Genomic DNA, 26,030 nt, shown 5'->3' with positions numbered 1-26,030 from the left:
ATTACCAAAAAATTTCTTTTTTATGAGGAATTATCAGTTATCTTTAATTTTCTGCTACCGGAGCCTGATAAATAAACGCTTCCGACTTTCCGATATCAATGCTGTCATCACCAACCTGAGCAACATAGACTTCCTCACCATCGTCAAACGTGATATCAGGAATAAACAGAGTATTCCGATCTATATAGATTGTTTCCTTCTTGAATCCGTTGTTGATCCAAACAAAACTGCATTCATTGAAATTCTCACCCTTGATATAATATCCATGGGGCTGCTCCGGTGCTTTCTCCGGGTCATCGGACAATTTCTGATAATCGCCTTCTTTTATATCCGTAATATAGATTGGTTCTACACCATACTGCATATCGGTAGGCTCATATGGCCAGCCATCCGGATACATATATCGCTTACCGTATAACATATCATATTCTACATTCCACATTACATCGCTGTATTCAGGATCATCTTCGCTGTAAAGTGTATGCACCTTCTGCATGGCACTCTTTTCAAGTCCGATCACATCAAACAGCTTCGTACTCAGATCATAAGCCGGAATGTCTTCATCTTTATCAATGAAATGCTTCATATTGCTCCATATGAAATATTCCGTCTGATACAGATTTCCATTCTCTACATCATCATTTGTCAGTTCAAATCCCGGTAAATGATCACCATACATTACCAGTACTACATCTTCATCATAATTCTTCAGTTCTTCAATTAAATCCTTGATAAATTCATCCATCTCATGAAGCTGATTGCAATAATATGTCCATTCATTGTCCAGTTCTTCACTTCCCGTACCTGTTACTTTTACCGGATAGGAATAATTCTCATAATCTAATTCACTCGGATATCTTCCATGTCCCTGAACGCTGACCGTGAAGATAAAATCCTTGTCCTCTGTAGATTTCAAGGTCTTCATGATCTCTCCGGTCAGTACATTATCCTTTTCCCAGTTTTTCTGGGTATGCTCTACGTCATACATGTATTCCATAGGGGTAAATGTATCAAAGCCAAGATTCTTGTATACGATATAACGGTCATAGAATGTACCGTCATGGTTATGCATCGCATGAGTAGAATAACCAAGCTTTTTAAACTGTGTCGCCATCGTCTCACAGGTTGTACTTCCAAGTACCGTCTTATATGGATATTCACCGGCACCGAAGTATGCCACATCAAATCCGGAAAGCACCTCAAATTCCGAATTTGCCGTTCCCGCTCCGATTGCAGGCATCGTAAGGAAACCTGACGAACATTCTTCTTTTAATTTTGTGAAATTCGGAATCGGATTCATATTAAAAGATAATTCTTTTACATGTGATGGATCCATGAAGGATTCCAACTGAACTACAATTACGTTTGGCTTTCTCTTTGCAAATTTTGCTCCCGAAGCTTTCACCGTATCCAGTTCATCCTTGATCTCAAGCATCTTTTCTTCACTGTAATCTGACGGCTCACTGATTCCGACATCCACTACACTGTTTGAAAAGCAATATACAAAACCATATTTATCGTATGCTGTTGCCAGATTTGCAAAGTTATCCGAGATTGCCTGTGCATTTAATGCAATCTTTGTAAATAGCATAACCATACAGAAAGATGCAACGATCAGAACCGTTGTACGGATCCTGTAAATATTTCCCTGGATTGTCGGGGACTTTAAGAACAATATGATAACCGCTGCCAGTGCAACAAATAACGCTACACCGATGAATACAACCTGCCATACTGAGAAATACTTATCAATGATGGTGATCGTATTTCTCGCCATCAGCATATCGATCGCTGAAAACGGAGTGATACGAAAGCCTAAAACAATACAGTTCGTTACACCACAAAGCAGCCATGCAAATGAAATAATACCGTAACCAAACACTCTCTTACGCATCAGCAGTGCCAATGTCAGAGTAAAGAAGATAATGGAACAGTTATATAGGAACACCAAGGGTTCATTCACAATATATTTCATCGTATTGATAAATGAGTGTCTTCCCAATATCTCCAAAATAATATCCAGCACAATTGCAATCGCAACACACTGGAATATAGCTGTACTACACAATTTCTTCAATTTGTCTTTCATCTAAAACTCCATTCTGCCGTGATTCGGCAACCACTAACCAAATACTTAATGCAATCCTGTTATCTTATTCATAAACCGGTAATTTCAGAATAAGATTAAATCGGTTTCATTATAGCATTCCTTTCTTTTTATTCAATCCGCAAATTTTACAAATAATTACCTCATTTTTTCATTTTTTGCGTAATTTTTACTTACTTTTCTTCTATCTATATCTTTGGGAATGCTTTATATGATGGGAAAATATCATATTTCGGAGGAAACTACAATAAAACAATTATTAAATCTTCTTTAGGATTATTAAGAAGAAGCCCTTTGTTCCAGCATCGGATCATCGAAAGTCAGTCGTCTATGCTACTGTTTTTCTGATAAATGGCAGTGGCTCATTGAGGTTCAAAGTATCAACCATAAAAAAAGAAGCCTTAAATCTTAAGGCTTCTAAAAAATAAGAGCGCGAGACGGGGATCGAACCCGCGACCCCCTCCTTGGCAAGGAGGTGCTCCACCGCTGAGCCACTCGCGCATTTTCCATTGTTGTGATTTATTTGCCTCACAACAATGGATATGTTATCATAAGACGTTGTATCTGTCAACAACTTTTTTCAACTTTTTTAAATATTTTTTTCACGCAATGAATTACCGCATTGAGCCTAGTTGTTTTCATTCTCTGAAGGCGCCTGAACAGACTCATTTTCAATGGTCTGCAACTGCCCTTTTGCTCTGCGAACATAGCCAACGATGAGCACAACTGCACCAACTAAAAAGCATGCAAATCCAAGGAGCTGTGATACACGGATACCGGAATTGCCGATCATTAAGGAATCTGTACGAAGTCCTTCAATGATACATCTTCCAAGTCCATAGCCTGCTACATAGATAAATGCGAATTCACCTGTAAACTTCTGATGCTTTCTATATATAAGAAGAAAGATCAGCAACATCAGATTCCAGAGTGACTCATACAGGAACGTAGGATGTACTGTTATACATTCCATACCATGAAGCATCTGTGTATTTGCAAGCATGGTATCTGAGATCACTCCACTGCTGATCAGACTGTTTAGTGTTCCTTCATGTCTGTAATAATCAAGAGGGATTCCCATCGCAAATACAGAATCTGTATACGCACCAAACGCCTCCCTGTTGAAGAAATTGCCCCAGCGTCCAAGGATCTGTCCGATCAGCAGACCAAACGCTGCTGTGTCGGCAAGCCGAAGCACATTTACCTTCCGCTTCTTCGCAAAGATGCATCCGGTAATAATACCAGCAATTACACCACCATAGATCGCAAGTCCGCCACCTCTGATATTTAACATGCCAAGGATGGTTTCTTTTATATTTCCCGCCACTATATACTGATCCAGCCGGAACAATATATAATAAATTCTTGCGCCTAAGATTACCGGAATAATCAAGATCAGGATAAAGTCCAGATACATTTCCGGATCCTGCCCTGTTCGTTTCGCTTCATTTGTCACAAGGAAGTAGGCAAGGATAAATCCACACATAATGATGATACCGTAAAACCGGATTTCAAAGCTGCCAATGGATATATGATCACCTACATGCTTCAGGAAGATTCCCAAATGCGGAAAGATAATACTGTTAAAATATTCTGAAATAGTTTCCATTTTCTTGTTATCTCCTAAAGGAAGCTGTATTATACGTTGAACTTAAAGAGGATGACATCTCCGTCCTCTACCACATATTCTTTACCTTCCTGTCTTACCAGACCTTTTTCTTTGGCAGCTACCATATTGCCACATTCCATAAGATCTTTATAGCTTACAACCTCTGCCTTGATGAATCCACGCTCAAAATCAGAATGGATCTTGCCGGCTGCTCCCGGCGCTTTTGTTCCCTTCTTGATCGTCCATGCCCTGGATTCTGTCTCACCGGCTGTCAGATAACTGATCAGTCCAAGCAGTGAATAGCTTGCCTTTATCAGCTTATCAAGACCGGATTCTTTTACTCCAAGGTCTTCCAAAAACATTTTCTTTTCTTCGTCATCCAGTTCTGCCAGCTCCTGCTCGATCTGTGCACAGACAACAAATACTTCTGAATCAAATTCTTTTGCATATTCTTTTACTTTCTGAACATACTCATTTGATGCTCCATCATCTGCTACATCGTCTTCGCTTACATTTGCTGCGAAAATAACCGGTTTCCATGTAAGAAGGTTGTATTCCTCAATCCAACCCTGTTCGTCCTCATCTGTTACTTCAAGAGTCTTTGCAAGCTTACCTTCCTCCAAATGCGCTTTGATACGCTGCTGGAAATCCAGCTCCTTTGCAAGCATCTTATCATTTCTTGCACCTCGTATCGTCTTTGCTATTCTACGATCCAGAACTTCGATATCGGAAAAGATCAGCTCCAGATTAATCGTTTCAATATCACGGATCGGATCAACCGAACCATCTACATGAATAACATTTGTATCTTCAAAGCATCTGACAACATGAACGATCGCATCTACCTCTCTGATATTTGCAAGGAACTGGTTTCCCAGGCCTTCGCCTTTGGATGCGCCCTTTACGAGTCCTGCGATATCTACGAATTCAATAACTGCAGGAGTGGTCTTTGCTGAGTGATACATCTCTGTCAGCTTGTCTAACCTCTCATCCGGTACTGCAACGACACCTACATTTGGGTCGATGGTGCAGAATGGATAGTTTGCTGATTCTGCACCTGCTTTTGTCAGAGAGTTAAATAATGTACTTTTTCCAACATTGGGAAGTCCAACTATGCCTAATTTCATTTTATATATTTCCTCCTTAAAAACCTTGATTTTATGCGGCTTTGCAGGCTTCGTATTTCGCTGGTGTACCAATTAGTGTACCAATCTTGTTATATTCGCATGAAAATACATGAATTTTCATATTGCAACACCTGCCTTCAAAGCCTCTGCCACAAGGTCTATTTCTTTTTGTTTTTCTTCTTCGGTTATATGAACATACAAATTCATAGTGATACCAATATTAGAGTGTCCCAATATTTTCTGTAAGGTTTTTGGCATCATTCCACCTTCAATACATCTAGTTGCAAAAGTATGTCTTAATACATGCATCGAAAAACGCTTGATTCCTGCTTTATCGCAAATTTTAAATAAAGCTGTATCATAAGTGCTATTTTTTACAGGTTGCCCCTTTCTGCAAAGGAACACTGTATCAGCCCACTCTTTATCTATCACTTTGATTTTTCTGTTCTTTTCTTTTTGAGCCTTAAGAATACAAATTGCTTCGTCCGTAAGTGGTATTGTCCTGTATCCAGACTTGCTTTTAGGCGGTCCAACTCTCCACTCACCAACTTTGTACCTAAACTCCATTGATCTTTCGATTGTAAGAGTCTTCCTTTCAAAATTAATATCTTCCCACTTTAGACCAACAAGCTCTCCTGTTCTAAGTCCCGTCTGCAACGCAAATCTATACTGATACTCATAACTCTGTCCTTTAGCTGCCGCAAGGAAACGCCTTTGATCATCAATTGTAAGAGCCTCTTTTTTATCTGATGGCTTGCCAATATCACTCTTCACCGATTTCTTACAAGGATTTGTTATTATAACTTCGTTTTCCTTTGCAAACTCTAACATGTTATACAATGCAATTCTAGTCTGATAAATGGTTGTCGTCTTATATCCTTCATCCGCCATATCTGAAAATATTTTCTGACAATGTATCGGTTTCACTTCTGTAAGAAGTTTATTTTCTATCACGTTCTTGATATTTCTTTCATAACGTTCGGAATAATTACGAACCGTATTGGGTCTCACTGTCTTTTTCTTTAGATCGATCCAATATTCAAACCACGCATCCACAAGCATGTCTGTAGCATTCTCTAAATCACTATGTTCATCAATATATGTTGCATCTGCTATCCATTGTCTGCATTCCTGCAGTTTCTTAAAACGTTTAGATTTTCTTCGTCCAAATCTATCAGTAAATCTAGCCACATAAAGGCCATTCGTCTGCTGAGAAATTCCGACACCCAGTTCCTTACCTTTTAAGCTTTTTCCCATTCTGGCTCCTTTCCACAAGAAGCCCCAAAATAGCAGAATAAGTATACTACATTGAGGCTTGTATTTCAATATTTACCATACATATGTGTTCACAATCTACTCATGAGTAAACGAAAAAATGCTCTATTATATTTCAATATTCTCGGATATAAACTTCTCAAACTCCTTCCGTTTCACCAGTTTCTTTTTTCCTACATATAACACAAACGGACATCTTGGTGCTCTAAGCAAGCTTTCAATTCTATTTATTCCTATATTGGAATATTCTGCCGCCTCTTTTATTGTGAGCGTTACTTTCTGATAAATAGGCACCTGTCCCTGCACTTCTTTACTGTTGTCCGTTATCAAGCACATTCTGTTCCCCCCTATTCAAATTTTCATTATCCAACGCCAATTCCCTCACAATGACCTCATTGATCTGCTGAATGACACCCTCATCCTTTATCTCACCAAATACATTTATGATCTGACGCTCTCCTATCGTACACATCTGCTCTCCCATAAAAAACGTATCCTTGTAAAGCCTTCCATTCACATCCTTAGCTGTGACCTTCACATGTACCGGAAAATCCTTCTTCTTATCCTGCGTTGTTCCAGGCATTACAGTAAATACCGGTGAATGTGCATTGGCTGTATTGTTGCTAATAACTACACAAGGTCTGATTCCTGTCTGCACACACTTACCCTGATTTTTTAGTTCTGCCCATATCACCATATTTCTTCTAATCTTCATCTGTGAACACCCCCTTCTTTGGTGGCATATACAGGTGCATCATCGGCTCCTTCTCATCTACTGTAAATATACGAAAGCCTGCCTCCTTAATAAGTCCAACTCTGTAATATGCATCTGCTATTCCATAATAAATTGTATCCATATTTACGCATACAACAACTTCAGCCTTTCCCTGCCTCATACACTCTATTGCACCACTGAAGTAGCGATTATAAACCACTCGTCCCATTATTCCACGTCTGACAATCGCCACTGGGATAAGATTATTCTGTTTTGTAAATTCCCTGATTCTGTTCAACTGCCTGTTCTCTGCCTCTTCAGCTTTTATTTCATTGTGCTGCTCATCTAATGACAAAATAACAATACATCTTGTTGGATTTGTCATCAGTGGTTTCTTATTTCTGCCTTTTCTTCTCATCTCGTACTCCTATATAATGAAATTTCTTTCAAAATCTATCTTCTTCAAATGGTGATGCTGCGTGTCAAGTTTTCGTGGAACTCAATACGCCCATACACCGTTCGCGAACATCTTCTAATGCCTCATCCTCTGTCGGATATATTCCAATCACAGAACCATCACCGGCTCTCACAATCGTTCCATAATCTGTGATAGTAAACCTGATACCTATCAGATTCTCAGTAACGGGTTCTGAAGCTTTCTGATCTGTTTCTAACATCCTGCTCCGTTATCAGGTTCTGCTTTCACCTGAACTCCAGTGTTCAGCACATACACCATCACATCCAGATCCCTAGCTTTCAGAAGAAATGCCTCCAGATCATCTCTATCCTTTGTGATATCATTTATCTCCCTGACGAAAATCACTTTGACATAATCCTTTTCCATCCACTCACAAAGGCTTGTCACCTTAGCACGGTCAATATCATCCGAAGCCCCTTCATCAACGATAATTTCCACAATCGGCAGTTCTACACTCTTTGCCTTATCCAGCATATCAGCCGCCATATCCATGATCTTATCAACACTCTTTCTGGACTTGATAAAGCCAACTCCCATCACTTCATGCTCTCTCTTAAACTCATTCACATTACTTCTTGTAAATCGCATATCGCTTTCCTTCTTTCTGTAGAATTTGAAACCGATATTTGTGCACTCATATCGCTTTTTATTCCAGTCAGCGTCCTGTCTGGTATGCATTTATCATACTGTACCTGCTCTTTCAAAGTACTCCCTGCAAAAGTGAACCTTCTTCATAATTTCATCTTTCAAGGACGATTCTGTATACTCTCATACAATCTGGTAATAAGCTCCGTCTGCTCCTTGGACATGCCAGTATTCTTCTTACCAAATAGAAGGTAATCAGCGGAGCAGCCAAACTCTTGGCATATCAAAACAAGCTGATAAATAGAACATCTGGCAACTCCTGTTTCAATCCGAGACACCTGGTTCCCATTTATTCCAAGACAGGCTCCAAGCTGTGCCCCTGTCACCTCATTTTCAATACGGATATCCTGTATCCTCTGTCCAACCTCCATCATCATCTGCTTTTCTTCTGAATTTGCTTCTCTCTTCTTTTTCTACATCCTTTCTGATCGTCGTTCTGGCAACCAGAAACGGATTGTTTTTCATATTCAAAATAAGAATCGCCACACTTGCATAAAAAAGGACGCTAAGAGAAAGCCAGATCCAGTCTGGTTGCTTTCCCCTGCGTCTTTGGTGCTGCCATCTTCCGATGTGCCCGTATCAGGTGGGCTATTATTTAATTATCACATATCAGATTCTGAAAGCGCCATCTATCAGACGGCTAATTAACATACCCTCAGTATATTCCTTCAGAATCATCACACGTTTACATCTGTCACACTTCACTCCTATACCTTGAAGTGCAACCGCAGAATCATCTCCGCACACATGATAGTTCATCATCAGCTTCTTACATTGTCTGCAGCGTATCTCAATCACATCTTTATTATTCATACTACAGTTAAGCTCCTTTCCAAATACAAAAACCATCTCTTTGTACTTGAAAAGGAAAAGGGAATCACCTTTGCAAGCTTGCTTGCCGGGAGTTCCGCGCATACCTCTCGTATGCCCCGGTAAATGCTGATCTTTGAAGCCAACTGACCATGATACATCAAGGTCAGGCTCTTCCCTCTACAAACCATAAATTATTATCCTCGTAATATAGATGACGTTCTCTGCCATCAATCATACATGTGTACCTCATTCCAACACCTCCCGCTTTCAGGCTCGTCGCCCTTCTCATATTGTTTACCCGTTGTATCTCATAAACCGTTCCGTCCTTCCAGCAGAGACTTCTCGGTATCAAAATCCCATCCGTGGTAAATTCTGCAAGCACATCTACATATACCTTATTACTCATTGCTTCAACCTCCTGCCAATTATCACTAACAAATCTTAATTGTACGTGGGCAGTCCTTGAGTCTTGCACTATAGCCACATTCCTCCAGTTTTTTAAGATATGCCTGAACGCTTGATGTGGATTTCAGTCCTACATGCTTTCCTATCTCTCTGACTGTCGGAGAATACCCATGTTCCCGGTTAAAATTGCAAATAAACATATACACAACTGTCGTTTTCTCATTCAAATCATAATACATAATTTAAAATATCCTCCTTTACCTGCCATCTGGCAGTAATCGCGTATGCCAAAGTGTCAAAGCCACCTTGTACACCGTTAAGTAGAGCAATATGCCCTTATCCAAAGTATCCATGTGGATGAACCGTATGGTCTTCCTTCGCATTGATTTTTGAAAGATAACTATCCATATACATGAGTCCTCTCTGCACACTGTAATAACCAAACCTCCTGCGTATATCATCGACCGCTGCATCAGCCTTCATCATTTTCTCTCGTCTGGAAATGTCATCAAATAGATCTATCTGTTCCCAATACTTATCCGTGACCAGATCTGCCCCCCTGACTCCGATGCTCCTGATTGTCTTTGACCAGTTGTAATTCTCCTTGAACAGCCGATATGCATATTCTGTAATCTCACTGGTAATATTGGTTGCATGATCAATCTTCATCTGACGGGTAAATGAATATAAGTCACAATCGACTATATCAGCCTTTTGCATGCCTCTGGCAAATACGAAAAGCACGTATGTCAGATCATTCCTTTTCGCAGAGCCATCACGGTATACGAAAATGCAGTATCTGCTGGTACTGGAAACTTCCTTGAAGATGGTCCAAGCAGGACTCTTAACATAGATGAAGCTCTGCTGCCTGAAAACACTTCTTTCGGTGTAAAGATCAGTGGTGACAGTATGGAACCAGAGTTCCATGATGGAGACATTGCATGGGTAGTCAAACAGGAAACTGTTGAAAATGGTGAAATCGGCATTTTCTCCCTGAATGGAGATGCCTATATCAAGAAACTACGAGAAGACAAGGAGGGTATCTTCCTTGTATCACTAAATAAAAAATATGCACCCATCCGTGTCAGTGAAAATGATCGTTTTGATGTATTTGGAAAGGTCGTAGAAACCGGCAGCGCCACAGATTTATCTATCTAAATAGCGAACCATCAAATTCATGCACATTATTTTGGACATATATTCCACTATACTTTGATTTAAAGACAAACTTAGAAAACTACAAGGAAGTGATTGAAATGGCAGTTGTCAACAACTTAAAAGAAATCCGTGAAAGCCGTGGCATCATTCAGGATGATCTTGCAGCTGCAACAGGCTTCTGTACCAGAACCATCAGCCGTATTGAACGTGGAAAGTGCACTCCATCCGCTGAGTTTATGCTTCGGATATCCGCATACTTCAACCTGCTGGTTGAGGATGTATTTCATATAGAATAGTAGAGACCGGGGCAATCTGCCCCAGTCCTTACTGTTTATTATGGGGAGAGTTACCTAATAAATAGCTTTTAAATAAAACCCCATCTATATTTTTATTTTCGTATACAAACTCCCACGTATTTATAGAAGAGTTCTCTTGAAGTGTTTTTTTTACATCATCATAAGCCATTCTCATATACTGTGCTACAATTTCCGATTTAACATTACCCGTTAGATGTCCAAACGCAGGCAACGTTATTGTAAAAATCTGGTTTTTTATCGCTTCAACAAGTGTACTGCGAGTTGCCGTATATATAATTTGCGGATCTAAAATCGGTTGGGGAATCCTCATCGTTGGTGTATGTAGTATTTTTTTGTTATACCCCGGTATATCTATAGTTAAACATGTTCCTACTGGTTGTTCGCCAAGAAATTCTTTCTGAATTACCCTTTGCACATTTGACTGTAATTGTTCGCCAAAGAAATCAACCAGTGCCTTATCAAGCCCTCCATCCATTATTCCAAATGAATTTGCCGCACTTGTCACTCCGTCTATTTTTTCTATATGATCTTTCAGAAAGCTCTCTATATCGCAACAACAAAGTTCAACATTAGTCTCCCATTGAAAATACTTCATCAAGCTATCTATCATTTTTTCATCAATATCTATTATATATATTTTGTCCAGGAACTTCACTTTCCCATTTCCTTTCACCTGTCTATTTCGTAGATTTGCAACGTTACCCTTTCAATTTCTCTCATACCACTGTCTAAGATTAATCACTCAGCAATGCAATCTCAACTCCAACCACTCCATACTCCTTCTCCTCCTCACTGCTATAATATTTTAACATTGTTGAAGGCTCAAAATCATTTTCTTCAATCAGATTCTTTTTAACAAGCACTTCTTTTAATTGCACAAAAGAATCCGCTTTATGAATATCCACAACATAGGTCAATATGTTTTGTCCGGTATCTGTATTTGTAAATAATATCTTATCTCCGGGTTTGATAAGCCGTCTCTTTTCATCACAGAGTCTGAACTCAATTTTCTTCTTGCCGGCTTCTATTCCCTCGAACGGATCTGGTTTTAATCTCATTTCATGAAGCATCACCTGCAACCTCCTGATCCTTTGCTAAAGATATATCTCCTCATCAGTAGTAACGCAATAACAGCCCAATGTTCCCCCTTGTTCCATGTGTCCAGCTCCGGCGTCAATATCCATATAGTAATCTGTTCTGTAGAACTTATTACTCATATCTTTATTTAATCTGAAACAAGGAACATGTCCCACAATAATAAATTGATCAAACCGTTCTTTATCTTTCTTGGGGACTTGATGTAAGTCCATACCAACCATATAACTGTAAATATTATTTTCAAAAGCCTTTTTTATACTACTCTTAACATTAATTGTTCCATCTGCGTTCATTACATAATTATTACAATCAATACCAGTATGCGTAACGATTACATTTCCTAGATATCGGGAGCTAATTTCCGAGTAAATAGGCAAGTGCTCCAAAAAGGATAATAAATTTTTCTTCTCAAAGGCTGTCATGTTTTTAATCGACTTTAACGTGTCTCCACCTCCAAAGGCCGTCCATGTTCTCTCATCAAGAACCTTATCTGTATTCTTTTTGCCAAGAACACCGTTTAGATACATAACGGCAAATAACTCATGATTACCAAGCAGCAATTCCATCGAGTTATCTAAAATATATGGTTTGACATATCTCAACAGAGCAATCCCATCCGGCCCTCGATCCAAAATATCTCCCATAATTATTAAATTATCTTTTTCTCCATCAAATTCTATCTTCTTCAAAATTTGCTTAAATTCTAACAAATTACCATGAATATCTGATATTAAATATAGCATATTACTCCTACCCATTCTGATCTATGTTTTCATCAATTTTCTTAAGTTCCGATATAAATGATTCATCCTGTCTAGGCCAAATAAATCTCGTTAACAACCCTATAAATATCTCTTCCGCAGACAGCAGACTCATACATACCATTACAATATACAATATCTTTGAAAAAACATTGATTTCTGCAAAGCACTCCTCAACAGCTACTGTTGCAAGTCTTACATTAAAAGGAATCGTAACAAATAAAACAAGAACGAACATCCATATACTTTCATTCTTTTTAATGAAAGACACACTTTTCACAGCTAAACACAATATTCCAACTGCAGTTGCAATTCCCCATAAACCAAATGTGCATGTCAATCCTGAACATACGGAAGAATACAATATCATACCTACATTGACTGCACCTATTACTAATTTTGCCATATCGTATCTCAAATTCATTGAAACAGCGCTCCTATCCATATACTGATATCTGCAACTACTACAAGCGGCACTATAAATTGAAAAACTAAAATTACAAGACTTACACATATATTTGCTGCCCCACATATACCATGTACAGCAAAATAATCGACTCTTCTTTGTCTATCAAACAACACAGAAAGATTTGCTTTTGCTGCATCGACAACGAAACCTCCAAATAGACTGCTTAAAGCATGTTCCCCATCTAATCCTTCAGTAAAAGCCAGGTTCATGAGTACTAAAAAAACATTCTGTAATGCGGCAAATAACAGAGCTACTTTCCATGGTCTCAAGAAATTTCCAAATGTTGCCAATATCATAAGTACTCCTGCTAACAACAAATTCATTTCCACACCAGCAAGATTAATCTGTGCTCTTTTTGTATTGCTCTTTATCTTTGATTCATCGATTAAAACATATGCACCAAGGAACATTCCATTCAACATCACTCCAGCTTCAAACACTCTTCCATTTTCATCACTTAAGCAGGAAAAAGCATGTGCAGATTCGTGCAATATCGTTCCCAGAAAAATACCTCCAATACTTCCCAGTAATATATTCAATATAGTAAGATCTTCCATCCCCCATGTATTTTCATATGCAAATATACAGTAAAGCCCATATGCAAAAACCGGCAGGAATAAGATGCACAACAGAAAGTTCAATATTCTAGGAATTACCGAATTTGTTCTAGTCTTATTAGGAATAATCAATGTATATAATTTCATCTCATCTATATGCATACTTCTTCCTGCTTCTCTTACTAGCATACATTCTTTTAAGAATCTAAAGTAGCTGGTACATTCATCGGCTGAAAATCCTTTCATCCTATATGGATTTCTATTTCCATTAAGTCTTGTCAAATATCTAGCCTCTCTGTCTGACAACTTAATCGTTTCATCAATCAGACAGTTTTTCGCTATTACACCATCACGTGTTCTTTTCATCACAACCCAATTAGCACAACACGGATACTTTCCATTTACATTAATTTTTGTTGGCATAAACTCACCTCCGCATCTACCGACTTATGCCAATATATCCACAAAATAATCTGCTTTCCCCATCTCCATGAACTTACACAGATCCACAACATGTTCATTAAAAAGCATAAGTTTTTCCTTACCATCTTTCCATGGATACAATCTGTCCGCATGATAATGTCCCCAGGCCCATCTACGATAATCCAACTGGTTTTCAATTTCACCCAAATACAATTCCATGGTCTTATCTACCTGAGATTGATCAATTGAGCCAAGGAACAAGTCATTCGGTTCAAATTCTATAGGACATGTATGCGAAATAACCAAATCCACTGATTTTTCATGATTAACCAGCATTCTTCCATACTGCATTTCTTCTTCCGATAGCTGCTCATCAGCAAACCACTGCCACCCATTTGCCAATCTGAGCCATTTGTCAACAGAGTATGCTCCTGGCAAAGACAATGTCTTGTAATCTGCAAATTCATAAATAGCCGGACCATCCACAAGATATTCGATATTCGGAAAATCATTTTCAACATAAACCAATCCGCCATATTTTTCTATCGGATTCCATCTCGATGGATTGCGCTTAATCACATCACTGACTCTAGATTCATGATTTCCTCGCAAACAAATATATGTAAATGGCAGCTTTGATAGTGATGTCTTGTAATAAAAATCCGCCAATCCTGTTATTGAATAGTTTAATCCAACATCTCCTAACAATATGATATTATTCTGGCAATCATCCAACTTTAGTCTTTCTCTATGATGATTATAAAAATACTCTATGGCTGCAGCTTCGCCATGGATATCTCCTAGTAAAAACCAATTTTGTTTCACTACACCCTCCTGTTATCTAAAAACTACGAGTAAACAATGCAATATCGTGATTTATAAGCTGTAAACAGACTTCCTTTGCATCTTTTTTATCACAAAGTACCGAATACATTACAGTTACTGTATTTTTGTTGTTCATTGAGCTTCTCACTTCACACTCATGAACCAATGACGATAAATATATGTAACCATTTCTCTTCTCTATATCTGCAACTGTGTCCAGCATCATATCATTATAATCATCATCTACAAATTTATATTCCAAACTATGCATCACATAAAGCTGCTGGTTTGGATTGCTCTCTTCGTTATCCAATCCATAGAATTCAAACTTCAACTCAAACCACTGTGCATAGCAAGAATCAAGGTAAAATCCACTTGTAAATCCTGTTTTCTTACCATTGTCATTCATGTCGATTCTAATATGTATCTTTTCATTTATAACACTTTGCAGCTTATCAAATTTTTTAATAAATGCAGCATATGGCTCGTTAGTTAAAATATCATCTCGTTCTTTCTTCCTGAATATCATCATATGTCCATCTCCTCCTATAATGTATACTTCACGGTTCATTGTCATATATAGTAATAATCTCATCCTCAGGTTCTTTGATTTCTTCTAATATCTAGTCATCTGTCTGTTTATTCAGAAGACTATCAATCGTTAGGTAATATATCTGAGCCGCTGTCTCCGCATAGATTCTGGCATCCCTTTCAATCGGCTGCTCATAATACTCCATCTGTCCTTCCAATGTTTCGTCCCCTGGTTTATAATTACTCAAATTTGTTATCCAATCATTCACTCCATCCTGCTTGAATACGTATAGATTTCTCTGTTCCGGAGTTACATTAATATACATTTCTGAAACAAGATTCTGATAGCAATGTCTGCATTCATGTAAAATAGTCATAAGGAGTTCGTCAGATGTTCCGCCTGGCAAACTACCATCTTTTATCGGCTTAGAATTAATGATAATCGTCTTGGTTGAATGATTATATGTTCCGAGCAATGATGTATCTTCAATATCTTTAAACTCGATATCTATCTTACATAGCCCAAGATATCGTCCTTCGCAATAACAGATTGCTCTCAAAACATCACACTTTTCTTCATAATCAAGTGTTTGAAATGTATCATTATCTCTTATCCATTTTATGGTATCTATATTTTCCTCGAGCCTATATTCATCTCCATAGTCTTCATGAACACTTAGTTCTCCTCCATATCCCGATATTCCAATTCCATCTTGTACATCTTCAGCATTAAGACCATACTCTGCACAAACCTTTGCATAATAATCCTCGTTTAATTTATCATTTGGAAAGCATTTAAGTGCTATTGGCAGCGCTATAATGACTATCGCCGCACAGACTCCAGCATTGCGCCTTACCACCTGTGTGCTTCTAAGGAATCTTGAAATAATAATCTGTTTTTTTCTATCTATTCTCCTTATCCTCTTAGCAATTATGCGAACAACTCCAAGCAGCGATATCACAAATAGTCCCACTCCTAACCACCTGATGAAACTAAACGCGTATTTCCCAATAGTTAAAACTGTATAAGATCCAATACCTAATAAAACATCTTGAATAACCCCTTTACCACTCCGATTATAATTGTAACTGAAAAGGATTCCGAACATACTGGTCAATAACATGCAAATAATCAACCTTGGAATTGAATTATTATATTTTGCGATTGGCACAAAATATGGAAGTATATTATATATGTCAAATGACCCTAATATAAGCCCATACAAAAAATGATCAAACAAGTATTCGCCCTTTGAGAGTGTTGATTTATCCTTGAGTTTAATCCCCTGTTTTCGCATGTTACCAGCCTCCTTCGTGTATCTATATTGTTTTCTATTATGTAATTCTACGCATCTTTATGATTTCTTCTCGTTAAAGCTCAAGTACAATTCTGCATAATCAAGTTCGTCAACATCAAAAAATCTATCTATTGTACTGCAGTAAAGCGAAAACGAATAATATGTTCCACTAACAGCAGGATAATTTTTCCAGCCGTTTAGTACATATAGTATTGTTCCTTCCTTGTCACATAAATTAACATACACCCTAACTCTCTTGATGTTTTCATAATTATTTCCTACCATTTCTATAGAACCATTTACGTGAATATCGTTATCTTCACTTAAAACACCATACAACTGGTCTATCTTAAACTGTTCTGATATCCCATCCCTACAACGTACAATTACTCTTTTTCTTTTATTTGTAGAATCTGACTCCGTATTTTTATCCATAAATAATCCTTTCAAAAAAGTCACTCCATATATTTATTTGCTCTATTTTCTTATAACTCAGCCAATCAATAAACTATTACTCAATAGTGTTCAGAAAACATGAAATCGATTGTATCTTTTTAAATTAATCCCCAAACGGCATTCTGATTATCTCTGCACTTCTTCCTTTATCAGAAGTCTCTGAAACTCTGTCAGTTTCTTTTGATCTACGCTGCTCTGCCGATTTCTTACTTTCTCTTTCCTTGCGTTCCTCCTTTTCTATCTGTTTATCCAGTTCAGCAATTTTTTTATCCAACAGCCTCATGAACTCATCGTCAGCGACGTCTAACATTGGGTAATCCTTATCTTCTCCATCATAACTTCCCTTATTATTCTCTTCATCATTAACGCCAAAGAAAAATTCTACACAATCAAGAATCCCATGTCCGGAATGCATTGCTATTCTTTCATATGGATTTATGGTTACGTTCTCCAACAAATAAATTAATGCAGTTGTTGTGGCATTCTCATCGTACCGATCAATATCTATATCCATAAGATAACCCATGGCTTCTATGTATCCATCGCCTTTGATAATGTCCCCGTCATAACAGTACGCTTCCACTTCTGAAAGACTGTCCATGATCCTGCTCAGAGTAAATGGCATGGGCAGTCTGTCGAAGAAGCAGGCAAATTTGATCCGGTTACCGATATGCTCATCAAAGTTCATACGGTCAAAATCATAAAGAGTTAACAGCAAACCTTTCCATAACATCTCTTTACTTACTTTGTCATTCTTCAGACAACGTAACATCTTCTTCCTTGTTACTTTCCCGATATCTCTATTATTACCTATCTCTACATCCTTTCGTCTAAATCTGCTTTTCCAATAAATTTCATTACCCTCTACGCTGGTTACCCCAATAAATGCATTATCAACTATCACCTTCTTGATTCCAGTCTTGTCCAGGCAAATAAGTCTGCTGCCTTCAAGAATCAAAAGACTGCCATCTGCCAGCTGATTGAGGATATTACCCTGCATGTATGAATAATCGCATATGTCGTCTTTCACATCTTCTATCTTTATTATACCACCCTGTATATCTTCGACAAATACAGATTCATCATTATCGAAGCGATAAATTCTGCCATCTGCCAGTGCCTCTTCCATAAGTAATGCATCCTCTAGTGCATTACGTTCTCTCAGGAAAGCTGTTACATCCTTTTCTCTTTTCTGTATATACAAATGGATATTTTCTTCATCCTTCTTTGTGAAAAATATCACTTCATCGCAGATATAAAAATCAATCCAGGTATCAGATGACAGAATTTTCTGTCTGTCATCCCCATAATCATTAAGAACACTCTTAACACCTTCGTAATTTTCTCTGCCATGAAGATTTCTCTTCATGATTGGATCTTTACAAAGTGCCTCTGTGATCCATGTTATGTATTCTCTGAGATCAAATGAATCCTGTTCATGTGTCTCTGTATTGAGCAGAACAACATGATTGGTATGACTTGAAATCACCTGAATATCAGATAGACGAATTTCCCTTGCAAGAAATGTTTTGATCCTTTTTCTTGTCGTATTGGTGATCATATCTGCGTTGACCAGCCGATCAAGTACATATAAAATTCTTTCAACACAAGATCCAAATGCAGCTCCGTCTCCGGTATATATTTTTTTATAAGCCGACTCAGCAACATCCCCTAAGTAGTCAAATGGCATAAATGGATTCATCTCTGCACCTCCTCGCTCCATACATATTTAGTTACATCTGCCATCGTATCTACCGGAACTAGCTCTACACTTAACCTGCAAAGCTCGTTTCTGTCTACAAGACTTTTGTAACACTCGGATGGAACAATAACTTTTTTTATCAATGATCGTTCTGCAGCAATACACTTTTCAAATGTTCCACCTACCGGTCCTATATTTCCATAAAGATCAATAGCTCCGGTAAAGGCTATACCGTCAGGAATCGGCCTTTCTAACAGACATGAAAGGATAGACATCGTTATTGTTAAGCCTGCTGAAGGACCATCCTTCTTTACAGCATCCGTCATATGAATATGCAGCTTGGGCAGCTCTTTCTCCATATATCTTCCAGCATAACAACACGCAAGTGTTACCGATTCCAGACAGGAGCCTTCTAATAAACCCGTTACAACAACTTTCTTATCCTGATAAGGATTAACAACTGTTTCCACTGCCGTGCATACACCAATACCACTTGTTGTAACAGCGAGAGCCTGTGCTAATCCGCATTTTCCCACTGCAAGTGGCGGCACATCATTCATCCCTACTGTTCTCTCCTGCCCCAGAGCCTCGCGTAAAAGCTCCTTACTAATGACCACACAATCGTCAAATTCACCATTATTGTTTCTTGCAATTCTCATAAGGATGTATTCGAGATCTCTCTCCGCATCACGCATACCGGGAAGAACATCATACTGATTCACATACAGTTCCAATGCGTCACCGGTTATAGACAGTTCACCAATCGAGAACTTCTCCCTTAACTTCGGCAGAATATAATCAGTTATGATTATCTTCTTATCCTGAATTGAATAGTTACTATATTCAACAACCTCCATACGATCTATGATTGGTGAAGGGATACAGGTAATATCGTTAAATGTAAGAATAACAATAAAGTTATTTTTCGGGATCTGGCACTCAAGGTACTGGTCATATATATACTCTTCATTCGGATCAAGAAATTCATATAAGGCATTAAAGAAATCCGGTGTAGCTTTATCTACCTCATCTAAGATGATCACATCTGAATAACTTCCATGACCACTTTTTTCAAGTTCCCGAATGATCATAGAAGGTCCGGCATTACGAACTGTTTTATTCGTTCCCTTTATGATCTCGCCTCCTCCAGCACCTCCTACATTGATCTTAATACAGTTTCTTCCTGTTGCTCTGGCTATCGCCTTTGCTGTACTGGTTTTACCTGTTCCAGCTCTGCCCTTTAAACCGATAACGGTCATCCTGCCTGTATTTTTTTCCAATTTCTTTGACAAAACCGCGGTTTCAATTCTCTCCCCAAGATCATTCTGAAGATAATGAGTCTTATTCAGTTCATCAACTATTGAGCCGATAGCCAGGGGTGCTGTATCTCCTTTAAAGATATTTGCCAGATAATGTACCACGTCTCTAGCATACTCCTTCTGGCTCTCATCATTTCCCCAGTTAAGGATCTCAAACAGCTTGATTGCCTTTTTCTGTACACACTCCTCATACTCATCATAACAGACAAAGAACTTGTGCTCTGCACCAGTGATGTTCCGTACATAAGTATCATGAAGTTTCTTATAATCTTCTTCTGTATAATAATAATTATCGATTTTCTGTACTGAAAAATCCGGGAAGGCTGTCTCTCCTTTTGTCACCGTCTTGACAACTATGGTGCGGATTACATTGTCAAGCTTATTCATATCCATGTTCGCAAGCTTGTATATAAGTATTCTGCAGCTTTTTGCCGGAATCTTCTTCGGGAAATCAATACCATATTCCCTGCAATACTTCGGCACGATAATCTTGTTGATTGTCTCAATGATCTCTGACTCTTCCGCATCCTGAAAATATATCGTAGTCATGTTGGCTCTTAACGACATCGGAATATCCTTGATGTCACTGCATGTAACGATCACGAACATATTCGCAAGGCCTATTTCCACCTCAACAAACTTATCAACAAACGAAGTTTTCTCTATTATTGGAAGGAGCGTATTTCTGATTCCAGATTCATAGAGCTCAAAATCTTCTATAACAAAGACTCCTCTCACTCCCGCTTCCTTGATATGCTCATATACCAGACCAGCCCGTGCATTATCATATATCTTTGATGTACCAGTAAGAGAATCGGTCTCCTTCATCTGTATACCCGCCAGATTTATCACTGTATGTCCCCGCCCTATAGAACCGGCAATCACTTCAGCAAGATGATTGAGTCCTACATCAGGATGCCCAATCAGACATATTGTTTTAGGAGCTATACCAGATATGTTAGCAGCTTCAAATTCTGTATATATCTCTTCAAGCTGCTTACGATGACCAATATGTTCCTTCTCTATCTTTTTCCTTAAAGTATCTATATCTATGTATTTGTAATCTGCATCACGAACCCAGTCGATGTCCAATATGTCCCCCATCTGTTTCAGGTAATTACGTTTTTCTGATGATGAGCAGTTTTTATCAAGTCTGCATCTTATTGTTTCATAAACATTACGAAACTCCAGTGGCATAACTTTTTTGAGTATGTTATATAGTGCGTCCAATTCTTCCTGCTCTTTGTATATCGTCACTTCAGACTTTTTCTCTTCTTCAGCATTTTTATCTGCTAGTGCCAGTTTTTTATTTCCCAGATCTTTCTGTATTTCGGGAGTAAACTTCTCAACACTTCTCTGAAACTTCACCTTCTCTTCTTTCGAGATTTTGTCGGTCTTTACAAGACTTTCTTCCATGTCAGTCACATCATTACAGGAACAAATGTACCATTTCTCTTCATTTTCATCTTTGCATATAGATTTGAGACCTGAAATATACACTGTCTTGCCAGCATATCCATCGAAGTATTCTGGTTTACGATTAGTTACAACCGACCATCTCTTACCAGCAGCCTCAACTTCCAAAGCAGCCATACCATCGGATGTAACTATAATATTGATAAGTCTGACAATCTCGCCTAATGGTTCACACCCATTATCAAGGCTGGTATGATTCATCAAGTAAAAAGCTCTTTCATCCATATTTGTTGTTACATCATATAATGTTTCTTCAAACGTCATTGCGTTATTTCTCTCAAACCTTTTCTTATCAATTGGTATTATATTTCCGCTCATATCGCATCACCTCATTTCCGAATTTATCTGCAACGCATCTTCCGTCCGGAGTATTCCCCTGTCAAGATATTCCAGTTCTAATCCCATATCCACGTACCCCTGAACAACTATCCTATAGTACGACTCCGTAGGTTTCTGATATGATCTAATATTCGCATTCATGATATAGGCCATCGCATTGTACATTTCACCATTTATGGTAACTGGAAGTGTCTCTTTACTATAAAGTCTCGGATATCCCTCATAACGGTCCAGACTCTTTTCACACTCACTGTCTATACTCCATACAGTTATAGGAACCTTTTCTCCGCTTGCTTTCTCAATAGTCGCATACATACGAAAAACAAGCTCATAGTCCATAAGATATCCGTTCCCCACTACATGTGCAGTGGGGCAGCGGTACTTCATCTGTTCCTTGTTCAGATTACTTCCATACGCAATATAATAACTCATATCATGCCACTCTCCTTCCACCATCCATATTTTTCATCAGCTGTGATCTGACACTGCTGAATTCATTGCCAACTATTCCTACCTGATTCATAAAGCTTGACATTTCCTTTCTTTCGAAAGAACACGCCTTCATATGACTACATCTATAAGCATTATTATATCCCCTTGTTCTTTTCAAATAGCAACCCGTACAGCAAATAGCAAGTGCCAATACAATATTTGCTCTAACCTCTTTCTCATCAAGAGTTGCGTTAAAAAGCCTGAATTCTATTCCTTTTCCTTCAACGAAACTATGAAGATTAAGAATACGATATCTTGTACGATCATAATGATTATGTGATGAACCACTATTTCCATACCATATATTCATTATTTTAGCCAAAGATATTTCCCGTCTTGGTATATCGTTAATTACTTCGGCAAAACCAATTTCTGTCTTATGGCACCATCTCATGACCCTGTCCGGGCTAACCCTAAGTACTTCGCATAACATATCTTCGTTACGTGCTGTAATATTAACTATGTTGCGGAGCTGAATAGCAGATATGCCTTTTACATCCACATGAACATGCATTCCACAAGACTGATTCACACCCCCTCCCTTAGCCTTGATTTCACTTGTTATCTTTTCGAGGAGCTGAATATCCCCATAATCAAGAATAGGCGTGACAAGCTCACATTTATAATGATCCAGCTTCGGATTCTGACGGTCAGCCGTAACCGAAGGCTTAATAGATGCATCTCTGACTATCTTCCATGTACGACTCATTCTATCAATAATATGATGTTCGTTATACACGCCGCCCTTATAGATCTTCTGTGTGCCAAGAGTTCTCGCAACTACTCTTGCAGCAGTATCTCTCGATATACCGGTAAACTCTATCTCACATCCAAACCTGCGCTTTTTGATTCCATGCTGCTTACGATAAGCATCTATTTTTTTCTTATATATACCATTTATCCACTCATTAAGGTCTTCTCTCACAGTACCAGGATGCTTGAACACAAAATCTTCAGAATATCCTGTGCAGTAATGATTAGGATCTATCCACGTAGAAAACATCCTAATATCTGTCTGACTATTTATACACGCATTCATATGTTCACAATAGCCCATGCGTGTGTTCAATTCTTCAATATCATTTACTACAGGACATTTTAGATACAACCAATTATGTACCACTCTGGAAGTTCCTTCAAACAATATCTCTCTATCACTGTTGAGCCAATACTGAGGTATTCCTTCTCCCTCAAAAACCGGATTTTCATTGTTACAGAAAAACCTGGCATGATATACATCTTTCCAATCCATACCATGCTTACTGATTCTGGTTGCTCTGATCACTTTATGATGAATAACCTTATCCTCATTCCAAAAAAACTCATGATAAATAGGTTTATCCAGTTTCTGATTTACATACTGCATTGAATCCGAAACGAACATTACCCGGCCATATTCTTTCGCAACCAAAGGATCGACTTTCCTGCCTGTTGCCGCATCTGCATATGACTTGTTTTTACAAAGAACAGGAATATGACAGTTCTGATAGTGAAGCTCAATAGCTCTCTCAATTTTGGTCTTTGACATACTGCACCTTGTATGACTATTTATAAGCTAATAATCATATGTTTCCTTTCTTTTTAATATCGTAGTTCAATACATTCAGATACTGTGTACTTTTGACTATTAACACGTAGCTATGACTACTAGAAAGAGTATATTTCCGTGGTCTTTATCTGAATTGTTTATAGCCATATGTTGCCGGAGTATTCCAAGTACTTATTTCCATCAAGTCTACGATGATAAGCATCAATGATATCATGGTATTTGGACTTTATAAAAGGAAGTAAAACCTCCTGATTTACATAGACATTGATAGTGCCAAACTTAACCTATTTGCCTTAGCTATATCTGCTCTTTCGTCAATAAATACTTCATGTTTTCCCACTATCCAGTGACCAACCGGAGTCTGCGTCACAGCCAGCCACTGGATTTCGACCAATCACCAATCGGTCTCTTCTGGTAGAAATATGTTCAGGAATGGTAAATATCATATCCTGTCAAATTGCCATCATCATCATAATCGAACCCCGCATGTCCATGCCCTTTCGATGAACTGCTTGGCCAAAATACAGATACATGATTTTCTGTTCCCTTCATTACGGTTCCATCATCACTAGTCACTACATCCTTGCCGTTAATAATATCTGACAACTGATTAACTAATGTATAATCCTCTGGATTCCAATGCTTTGACATATTATTTCCTCCTAATATTATATTATTTTAGGTTACCGGCCGGCTCCCATGACATATCAACTAATGTTGCAATCTATGTTTCGATCTGCGCCAAAGATCATCATCAGATGGGGAATATTTCATTCAACATTTTCTTTCTTATTCAAGAACTTGTTATATATGCCGATAACGTTGTCTACCAATATTTTCTTTTTATCTCTTCTTTTTTTATTTTAAAAAAATGTTATAATTTATTTGTTGATATTGTTTTACCACTCAGAAATATTGGAAATAAATTGAAAATATATAGTAAATTTACAACAGGAGGAAAACTCAACATGGATGATATAACCCCAAAGAATTTATATTTAGACATCTTTACAAATAGCGAAACGAACGAACCTATAATATACACTCCACAATATGAATACAGAACTCCTGCAGTTTTTTACAAAGCCATTTTCACAGGACAAATAATTAATAATGAACAGGCTCTGTGGTCGGATGCAACTAGAGTAAATCGTGTAATTAATAAGACACCTGGCTATGAGAAAAAATTCTGGAGCAAACTTGAAATAATGCTCCACTATAATCCACAGATAATTAGCGAAATACGTGATAATTGGATTCTTTTGTTAAATTCTGCAACAATAAATAAAAAAGGACTTATTAATTATGTTAATAAAAATTTTTCTACATCACGTACTGAAACAGTTTTTTTACATAATCTCATAACAAGCGATTTGACCGAATTATTAACTTGGCTTACAATATTTTCTTTTTTACCCGATAAAAGCTATAGATTATATGAAATTCATAAAAATAGGACAAAATCTATTAAACCACCCACTTTTTGGGAAACTCGTCCTGTATACTATGACTGTGTAGCAATAAATGACGCGTTTACACGTCTTAACCTTTCCAATAATACTGATTATACTCCATCTGATATAGACTATTACCGTCTATCCAAATTAACCAAATACATTGAAGATAAAGAATATATTATCGACCTATATTCTGATACAACATGCATTTTCCCTGTTGAAGAACTTTGTATCATGTCAGGGGATTTCAGATTAATAGATATTTTTGCTCAAGGCAAGCACTTAGAAGATTTTAGAACTAACATGTTTGATTTGCTATCAATCCCCGAAGAAAGTATATCATTTTATTTTTCCACTTTTAATATTCCCATTACGCTCAGCATGATAATAGGTGGAGATAAAATGGTTTTACCTATGAGGCACCTTCTACAAATCATTTTTGAATCTGACAGAATTTTTTCTTTTAATATAATGGGATATTTGTCAAGGCTAACAGATATATCATATTCTCTTAAACCAATAAATATCTCATACAACAGTACAGCACTTCATAGACAACGACACAATTTAAAAGTAAACCAAAACCAATAGTTTGCTTATAATTTACCCAATTTTTCATTTTGTCGTTG

31 protein-coding genes, 1 tRNA gene and 1 pseudogene are annotated in these 26,030 nt (G+C 37.8%); 3 read left to right on the top strand and 30 right to left on the bottom strand.

From position 1 onward, the window contains the following. Nucleotides 1–43: 43 nt before the first annotated feature. The 16 genes and pseudogenes from LK416_02625 to LK416_02550 all read right to left on the bottom strand — a co-directional run bounded on the left by LK416_02625 (nt 44) and on the right by LK416_02550 (nt 9,867). Complete coding sequence (locus tag LK416_02625; GenBank protein ID UEA75095.1) at nt 44–2,089, bottom strand: sulfatase-like hydrolase/transferase; 2,046 nt, start codon at nt 2,087–2,089, stop codon at nt 44–46. 447 nt (nt 2,090–2,536) lie between these two features. Continuing rightward, a tRNA-Gly gene (locus LK416_02620) sits at nt 2,537–2,608 on the bottom strand. A gap of 127 nt (nt 2,609–2,735) precedes the next feature. Further along, entirely contained in the window at nt 2,736–3,716 is a 981-nt protein-coding gene (gene lgt / locus LK416_02615; GenBank protein UEA75094.1) for a prolipoprotein diacylglyceryl transferase, read from the bottom strand. Nucleotides 3,717–3,745: 29 nt separating this feature from the next. Next, complete coding sequence (ychF, locus tag LK416_02610) at nt 3,746–4,843, bottom strand: redox-regulated ATPase YchF (protein ID UEA75093.1); 1,098 nt, start codon at nt 4,841–4,843, stop codon at nt 3,746–3,748. Between the two features lie 117 nt (nt 4,844–4,960). Next, on the bottom strand, nt 4,961–6,100 hold the full coding sequence (locus LK416_02605; GenBank protein ID UEA75092.1) for a site-specific integrase: 1,140 nt from the start codon (nt 6,098–6,100) through the stop codon (nt 4,961–4,963). Nucleotides 6,101–6,226: 126 nt separating this feature from the next. Beyond that, entirely contained in the window at nt 6,227–6,454 is a 228-nt protein-coding gene (locus LK416_02600; protein ID UEA75091.1) for a helix-turn-helix domain-containing protein, read from the bottom strand. After that, nucleotides 6,429–6,833: a type II toxin-antitoxin system PemK/MazF family toxin gene (locus LK416_02595; GenBank protein UEA75090.1), complete on the bottom strand. Its 405-nt coding sequence runs from the start codon at nt 6,831–6,833 to the stop codon at nt 6,429–6,431. Before LK416_02595 ends, LK416_02600 begins: the two co-directional genes overlap by 26 nt. After that, nucleotides 6,823–7,251, bottom strand: a complete 429-nt coding sequence (locus LK416_02590; GenBank protein UEA75089.1) for a recombinase family protein — start codon at nt 7,249–7,251, stop codon at nt 6,823–6,825. The genes LK416_02595 and LK416_02590 overlap by 11 nt, the downstream gene beginning before the upstream one ends. Nucleotides 7,252–7,315: 64 nt before the next feature. After that, entirely contained in the window at nt 7,316–7,510 is a 195-nt protein-coding gene (locus tag LK416_02585) for a hypothetical protein (protein ID UEA75088.1), read from the bottom strand. Beyond that, a complete protein-coding gene (locus tag LK416_02580; GenBank protein UEA75087.1) occupies nt 7,504–7,899 on the bottom strand; it encodes a hypothetical protein in 396 nt (131 codons plus the stop codon). Before LK416_02580 ends, LK416_02585 begins: the two co-directional genes overlap by 7 nt. A 158-nt stretch (nt 7,900–8,057) precedes the next feature. After that, nucleotides 8,058–8,333, bottom strand: coding sequence for a helix-turn-helix domain-containing protein (locus tag LK416_02575; protein UEA75086.1), 276 nt, complete (start codon nt 8,331–8,333; stop codon nt 8,058–8,060). Beyond that, entirely contained in the window at nt 8,290–8,427 is a 138-nt protein-coding gene (locus tag LK416_02570) for a hypothetical protein (protein UEA75085.1), read from the bottom strand. Before LK416_02570 ends, LK416_02575 begins: the two co-directional genes overlap by 44 nt. Nucleotides 8,428–8,565: 138 nt before the next feature. Then, complete coding sequence (locus LK416_02565) at nt 8,566–8,769, bottom strand: hypothetical protein (protein UEA75084.1); 204 nt, start codon at nt 8,767–8,769, stop codon at nt 8,566–8,568. Nucleotides 8,770–8,932: 163 nt separating this feature from the next. After that, entirely contained in the window at nt 8,933–9,175 is a 243-nt protein-coding gene (locus tag LK416_02560; protein ID UEA75083.1) for a hypothetical protein, read from the bottom strand. Between the two features lie 25 nt (nt 9,176–9,200). Beyond that, on the bottom strand, nt 9,201–9,413 hold the full coding sequence (locus tag LK416_02555) for a helix-turn-helix domain-containing protein (GenBank protein UEA75082.1): 213 nt from the start codon (nt 9,411–9,413) through the stop codon (nt 9,201–9,203). A 97-nt stretch (nt 9,414–9,510) separates the two neighbouring features. After that, nucleotides 9,511–9,867, bottom strand: a pseudogene (locus LK416_02550) (DNA polymerase IV). Between the two features lie 21 nt (nt 9,868–9,888). On the opposite strand from LK416_02550, the gene LK416_02545 reads away from it, so the two are divergent. Then, nucleotides 9,889–10,332 (top strand): S24 family peptidase, encoded by a 444-nt coding sequence (locus LK416_02545; GenBank protein UEA75081.1) that lies wholly within the window; start codon nt 9,889–9,891, stop codon nt 10,330–10,332. Between the two features lie 98 nt (nt 10,333–10,430). After that, complete coding sequence (locus LK416_02540) at nt 10,431–10,628, top strand: helix-turn-helix domain-containing protein (GenBank protein ID UEA75080.1); 198 nt, start codon at nt 10,431–10,433, stop codon at nt 10,626–10,628. A 28-nt stretch (nt 10,629–10,656) separates the two neighbouring features. On the opposite strand, the gene LK416_02535 is transcribed toward LK416_02540, so the two are convergent. The 14 genes from LK416_02535 to LK416_02470 all read right to left on the bottom strand — a co-directional run bounded on the left by LK416_02535 (nt 10,657) and on the right by LK416_02470 (nt 24,595). Continuing rightward, on the bottom strand, nt 10,657–11,322 hold the full coding sequence (locus LK416_02535; GenBank protein ID UEA75079.1) for a macro domain-containing protein: 666 nt from the start codon (nt 11,320–11,322) through the stop codon (nt 10,657–10,659). A gap of 61 nt (nt 11,323–11,383) precedes the next feature. Next, nucleotides 11,384–11,719: an RNA-binding protein gene (locus LK416_02530; protein ID UEA75078.1), complete on the bottom strand. Its 336-nt coding sequence runs from the start codon at nt 11,717–11,719 to the stop codon at nt 11,384–11,386. A gap of 24 nt (nt 11,720–11,743) precedes the next feature. After that, nucleotides 11,744–12,490, bottom strand: coding sequence for a metallophosphoesterase (locus tag LK416_02525; protein UEA75077.1), 747 nt, complete (start codon nt 12,488–12,490; stop codon nt 11,744–11,746). Nucleotides 12,491–12,497: 7 nt separating this feature from the next. Beyond that, nucleotides 12,498–12,914, bottom strand: a complete 417-nt coding sequence (locus LK416_02520; protein ID UEA75076.1) for a hypothetical protein — start codon at nt 12,912–12,914, stop codon at nt 12,498–12,500. A 14-nt stretch (nt 12,915–12,928) separates the two neighbouring features. Beyond that, nucleotides 12,929–13,957, bottom strand: a complete 1,029-nt coding sequence (locus tag LK416_02515) for a hypothetical protein (GenBank protein ID UEA75075.1) — start codon at nt 13,955–13,957, stop codon at nt 12,929–12,931. 24 nt (nt 13,958–13,981) lie between these two features. Further along, nucleotides 13,982–14,782 (bottom strand): metallophosphoesterase, encoded by an 801-nt coding sequence (locus tag LK416_02510; protein ID UEA75074.1) that lies wholly within the window; start codon nt 14,780–14,782, stop codon nt 13,982–13,984. Nucleotides 14,783–14,798: 16 nt separating this feature from the next. Continuing rightward, nucleotides 14,799–15,314 carry a hypothetical protein gene (locus LK416_02505; protein ID UEA75073.1) on the bottom strand — a complete coding sequence of 172 codons (516 nt, stop codon included), beginning with the start codon at nt 15,312–15,314 and terminating at the stop codon, nt 14,799–14,801. A 91-nt stretch (nt 15,315–15,405) separates the two neighbouring features. Beyond that, nucleotides 15,406–16,611 carry a hypothetical protein gene (locus tag LK416_02500; protein ID UEA75072.1) on the bottom strand — a complete coding sequence of 402 codons (1,206 nt, stop codon included), beginning with the start codon at nt 16,609–16,611 and terminating at the stop codon, nt 15,406–15,408. Between the two features lie 57 nt (nt 16,612–16,668). Then, complete coding sequence (locus LK416_02495; GenBank protein UEA75071.1) at nt 16,669–17,061, bottom strand: hypothetical protein; 393 nt, start codon at nt 17,059–17,061, stop codon at nt 16,669–16,671. Nucleotides 17,062–17,170: 109 nt separating this feature from the next. Continuing rightward, complete coding sequence (locus LK416_02490; protein UEA75070.1) at nt 17,171–18,769, bottom strand: hypothetical protein; 1,599 nt, start codon at nt 18,767–18,769, stop codon at nt 17,171–17,173. Continuing rightward, nucleotides 18,766–21,882: an AAA family ATPase gene (locus LK416_02485; protein ID UEA75069.1), complete on the bottom strand. Its 3,117-nt coding sequence runs from the start codon at nt 21,880–21,882 to the stop codon at nt 18,766–18,768. The genes LK416_02490 and LK416_02485 overlap by 4 nt, the downstream gene beginning before the upstream one ends. A gap of 6 nt (nt 21,883–21,888) precedes the next feature. Further along, nucleotides 21,889–22,335 (bottom strand): gamma-glutamylcyclotransferase, encoded by a 447-nt coding sequence (locus LK416_02480; GenBank protein UEA75068.1) that lies wholly within the window; start codon nt 22,333–22,335, stop codon nt 21,889–21,891. Nucleotide 22,336: 1 nt separating this feature from the next. After that, complete coding sequence (locus LK416_02475; protein ID UEA75067.1) at nt 22,337–23,923, bottom strand: amidoligase family protein; 1,587 nt, start codon at nt 23,921–23,923, stop codon at nt 22,337–22,339. Nucleotides 23,924–24,370: 447 nt separating this feature from the next. Next, nucleotides 24,371–24,595, bottom strand: coding sequence for a hypothetical protein (locus tag LK416_02470; protein ID UEA75066.1), 225 nt, complete (start codon nt 24,593–24,595; stop codon nt 24,371–24,373). 317 nt (nt 24,596–24,912) lie between these two features. On the opposite strand from LK416_02470, the gene LK416_02465 reads away from it, so the two are divergent. After that, nucleotides 24,913–25,992 carry a hypothetical protein gene (locus LK416_02465; protein UEA75065.1) on the top strand — a complete coding sequence of 360 codons (1,080 nt, stop codon included), beginning with the start codon at nt 24,913–24,915 and terminating at the stop codon, nt 25,990–25,992. Nucleotides 25,993–26,030 lie beyond the last annotated feature (38 nt).

It is taken from the genome of Lachnospiraceae bacterium GAM79 (assembly GCA_020735665.1).
In the GTDB taxonomy this organism is placed as follows: domain Bacteria; phylum Bacillota; class Clostridia; order Lachnospirales; family Lachnospiraceae; genus Coprococcus.
Note: the sequence above shows the minus strand (reverse complement) of the source record. Positions and strands in the feature narration are given on the sequence as shown.

Coding starts and splice junctions, on each gene's coding strand:
- LK416_02625 (UEA75095.1), bottom strand. CDS start 2,089: ATGAAAGACAAATTGAAGAAATTGTGTAGTACAGCTATATTCCAGTGT.
- lgt (UEA75094.1), bottom strand. CDS start 3,716: ATGGAAACTATTTCAGAATATTTTAACAGTATTATCTTTCCGCATTTG.
- ychF (UEA75093.1), bottom strand. CDS start 4,843: ATGAAATTAGGCATAGTTGGACTTCCCAATGTTGGAAAAAGTACATTA.
- LK416_02605 (UEA75092.1), bottom strand. CDS start 6,100: ATGGGAAAAAGCTTAAAAGGTAAGGAACTGGGTGTCGGAATTTCTCAG.
- LK416_02600 (UEA75091.1), bottom strand. CDS start 6,454: ATGTGCTTGATAACGGACAACAGTAAAGAAGTGCAGGGACAGGTGCCT.
- LK416_02595 (UEA75090.1), bottom strand. CDS start 6,833: ATGAAGATTAGAAGAAATATGGTGATATGGGCAGAACTAAAAAATCAG.
- LK416_02590 (UEA75089.1), bottom strand. CDS start 7,251: ATGAGAAGAAAAGGCAGAAATAAGAAACCACTGATGACAAATCCAACA.
- LK416_02585 (UEA75088.1), bottom strand. CDS start 7,510: ATGTTAGAAACAGATCAGAAAGCTTCAGAACCCGTTACTGAGAATCTG.
- LK416_02580 (UEA75087.1), bottom strand. CDS start 7,899: ATGCGATTTACAAGAAGTAATGTGAATGAGTTTAAGAGAGAGCATGAA.
- LK416_02575 (UEA75086.1), bottom strand. CDS start 8,333: ATGATGATGGAGGTTGGACAGAGGATACAGGATATCCGTATTGAAAAT.
- LK416_02565 (UEA75084.1), bottom strand. CDS start 8,769: ATGAATAATAAAGATGTGATTGAGATACGCTGCAGACAATGTAAGAAG.
- LK416_02560 (UEA75083.1), bottom strand. CDS start 9,175: ATGAGTAATAAGGTATATGTAGATGTGCTTGCAGAATTTACCACGGAT.
- LK416_02555 (UEA75082.1), bottom strand. CDS start 9,413: ATGTATTATGATTTGAATGAGAAAACGACAGTTGTGTATATGTTTATT.
- LK416_02540 (UEA75080.1), top strand. CDS start 10,431: ATGGCAGTTGTCAACAACTTAAAAGAAATCCGTGAAAGCCGTGGCATC.
- LK416_02530 (UEA75078.1), bottom strand. CDS start 11,719: ATGCTTCATGAAATGAGATTAAAACCAGATCCGTTCGAGGGAATAGAA.
- LK416_02525 (UEA75077.1), bottom strand. CDS start 12,490: ATGCTATATTTAATATCAGATATTCATGGTAATTTGTTAGAATTTAAG.
- LK416_02520 (UEA75076.1), bottom strand. CDS start 12,914: ATGGCAAAATTAGTAATAGGTGCAGTCAATGTAGGTATGATATTGTAT.
- LK416_02515 (UEA75075.1), bottom strand. CDS start 13,957: ATGCCAACAAAAATTAATGTAAATGGAAAGTATCCGTGTTGTGCTAAT.
- LK416_02505 (UEA75073.1), bottom strand. CDS start 15,314: ATGATGATATTCAGGAAGAAAGAACGAGATGATATTTTAACTAACGAG.
- LK416_02500 (UEA75072.1), bottom strand. CDS start 16,611: ATGCGAAAACAGGGGATTAAACTCAAGGATAAATCAACACTCTCAAAG.
- LK416_02490 (UEA75070.1), bottom strand. CDS start 18,769: ATGAATCCATTTATGCCATTTGACTACTTAGGGGATGTTGCTGAGTCG.
- LK416_02485 (UEA75069.1), bottom strand. CDS start 21,882: ATGAGCGGAAATATAATACCAATTGATAAGAAAAGGTTTGAGAGAAAT.
- LK416_02480 (UEA75068.1), bottom strand. CDS start 22,335: ATGAGTTATTATATTGCGTATGGAAGTAATCTGAACAAGGAACAGATG.
- LK416_02475 (UEA75067.1), bottom strand. CDS start 23,923: ATGTCAAAGACCAAAATTGAGAGAGCTATTGAGCTTCACTATCAGAAC.
- LK416_02470 (UEA75066.1), bottom strand. CDS start 24,595: ATGTCAAAGCATTGGAATCCAGAGGATTATACATTAGTTAATCAGTTG.
- LK416_02465 (UEA75065.1), top strand. CDS start 24,913: ATGGATGATATAACCCCAAAGAATTTATATTTAGACATCTTTACAAAT.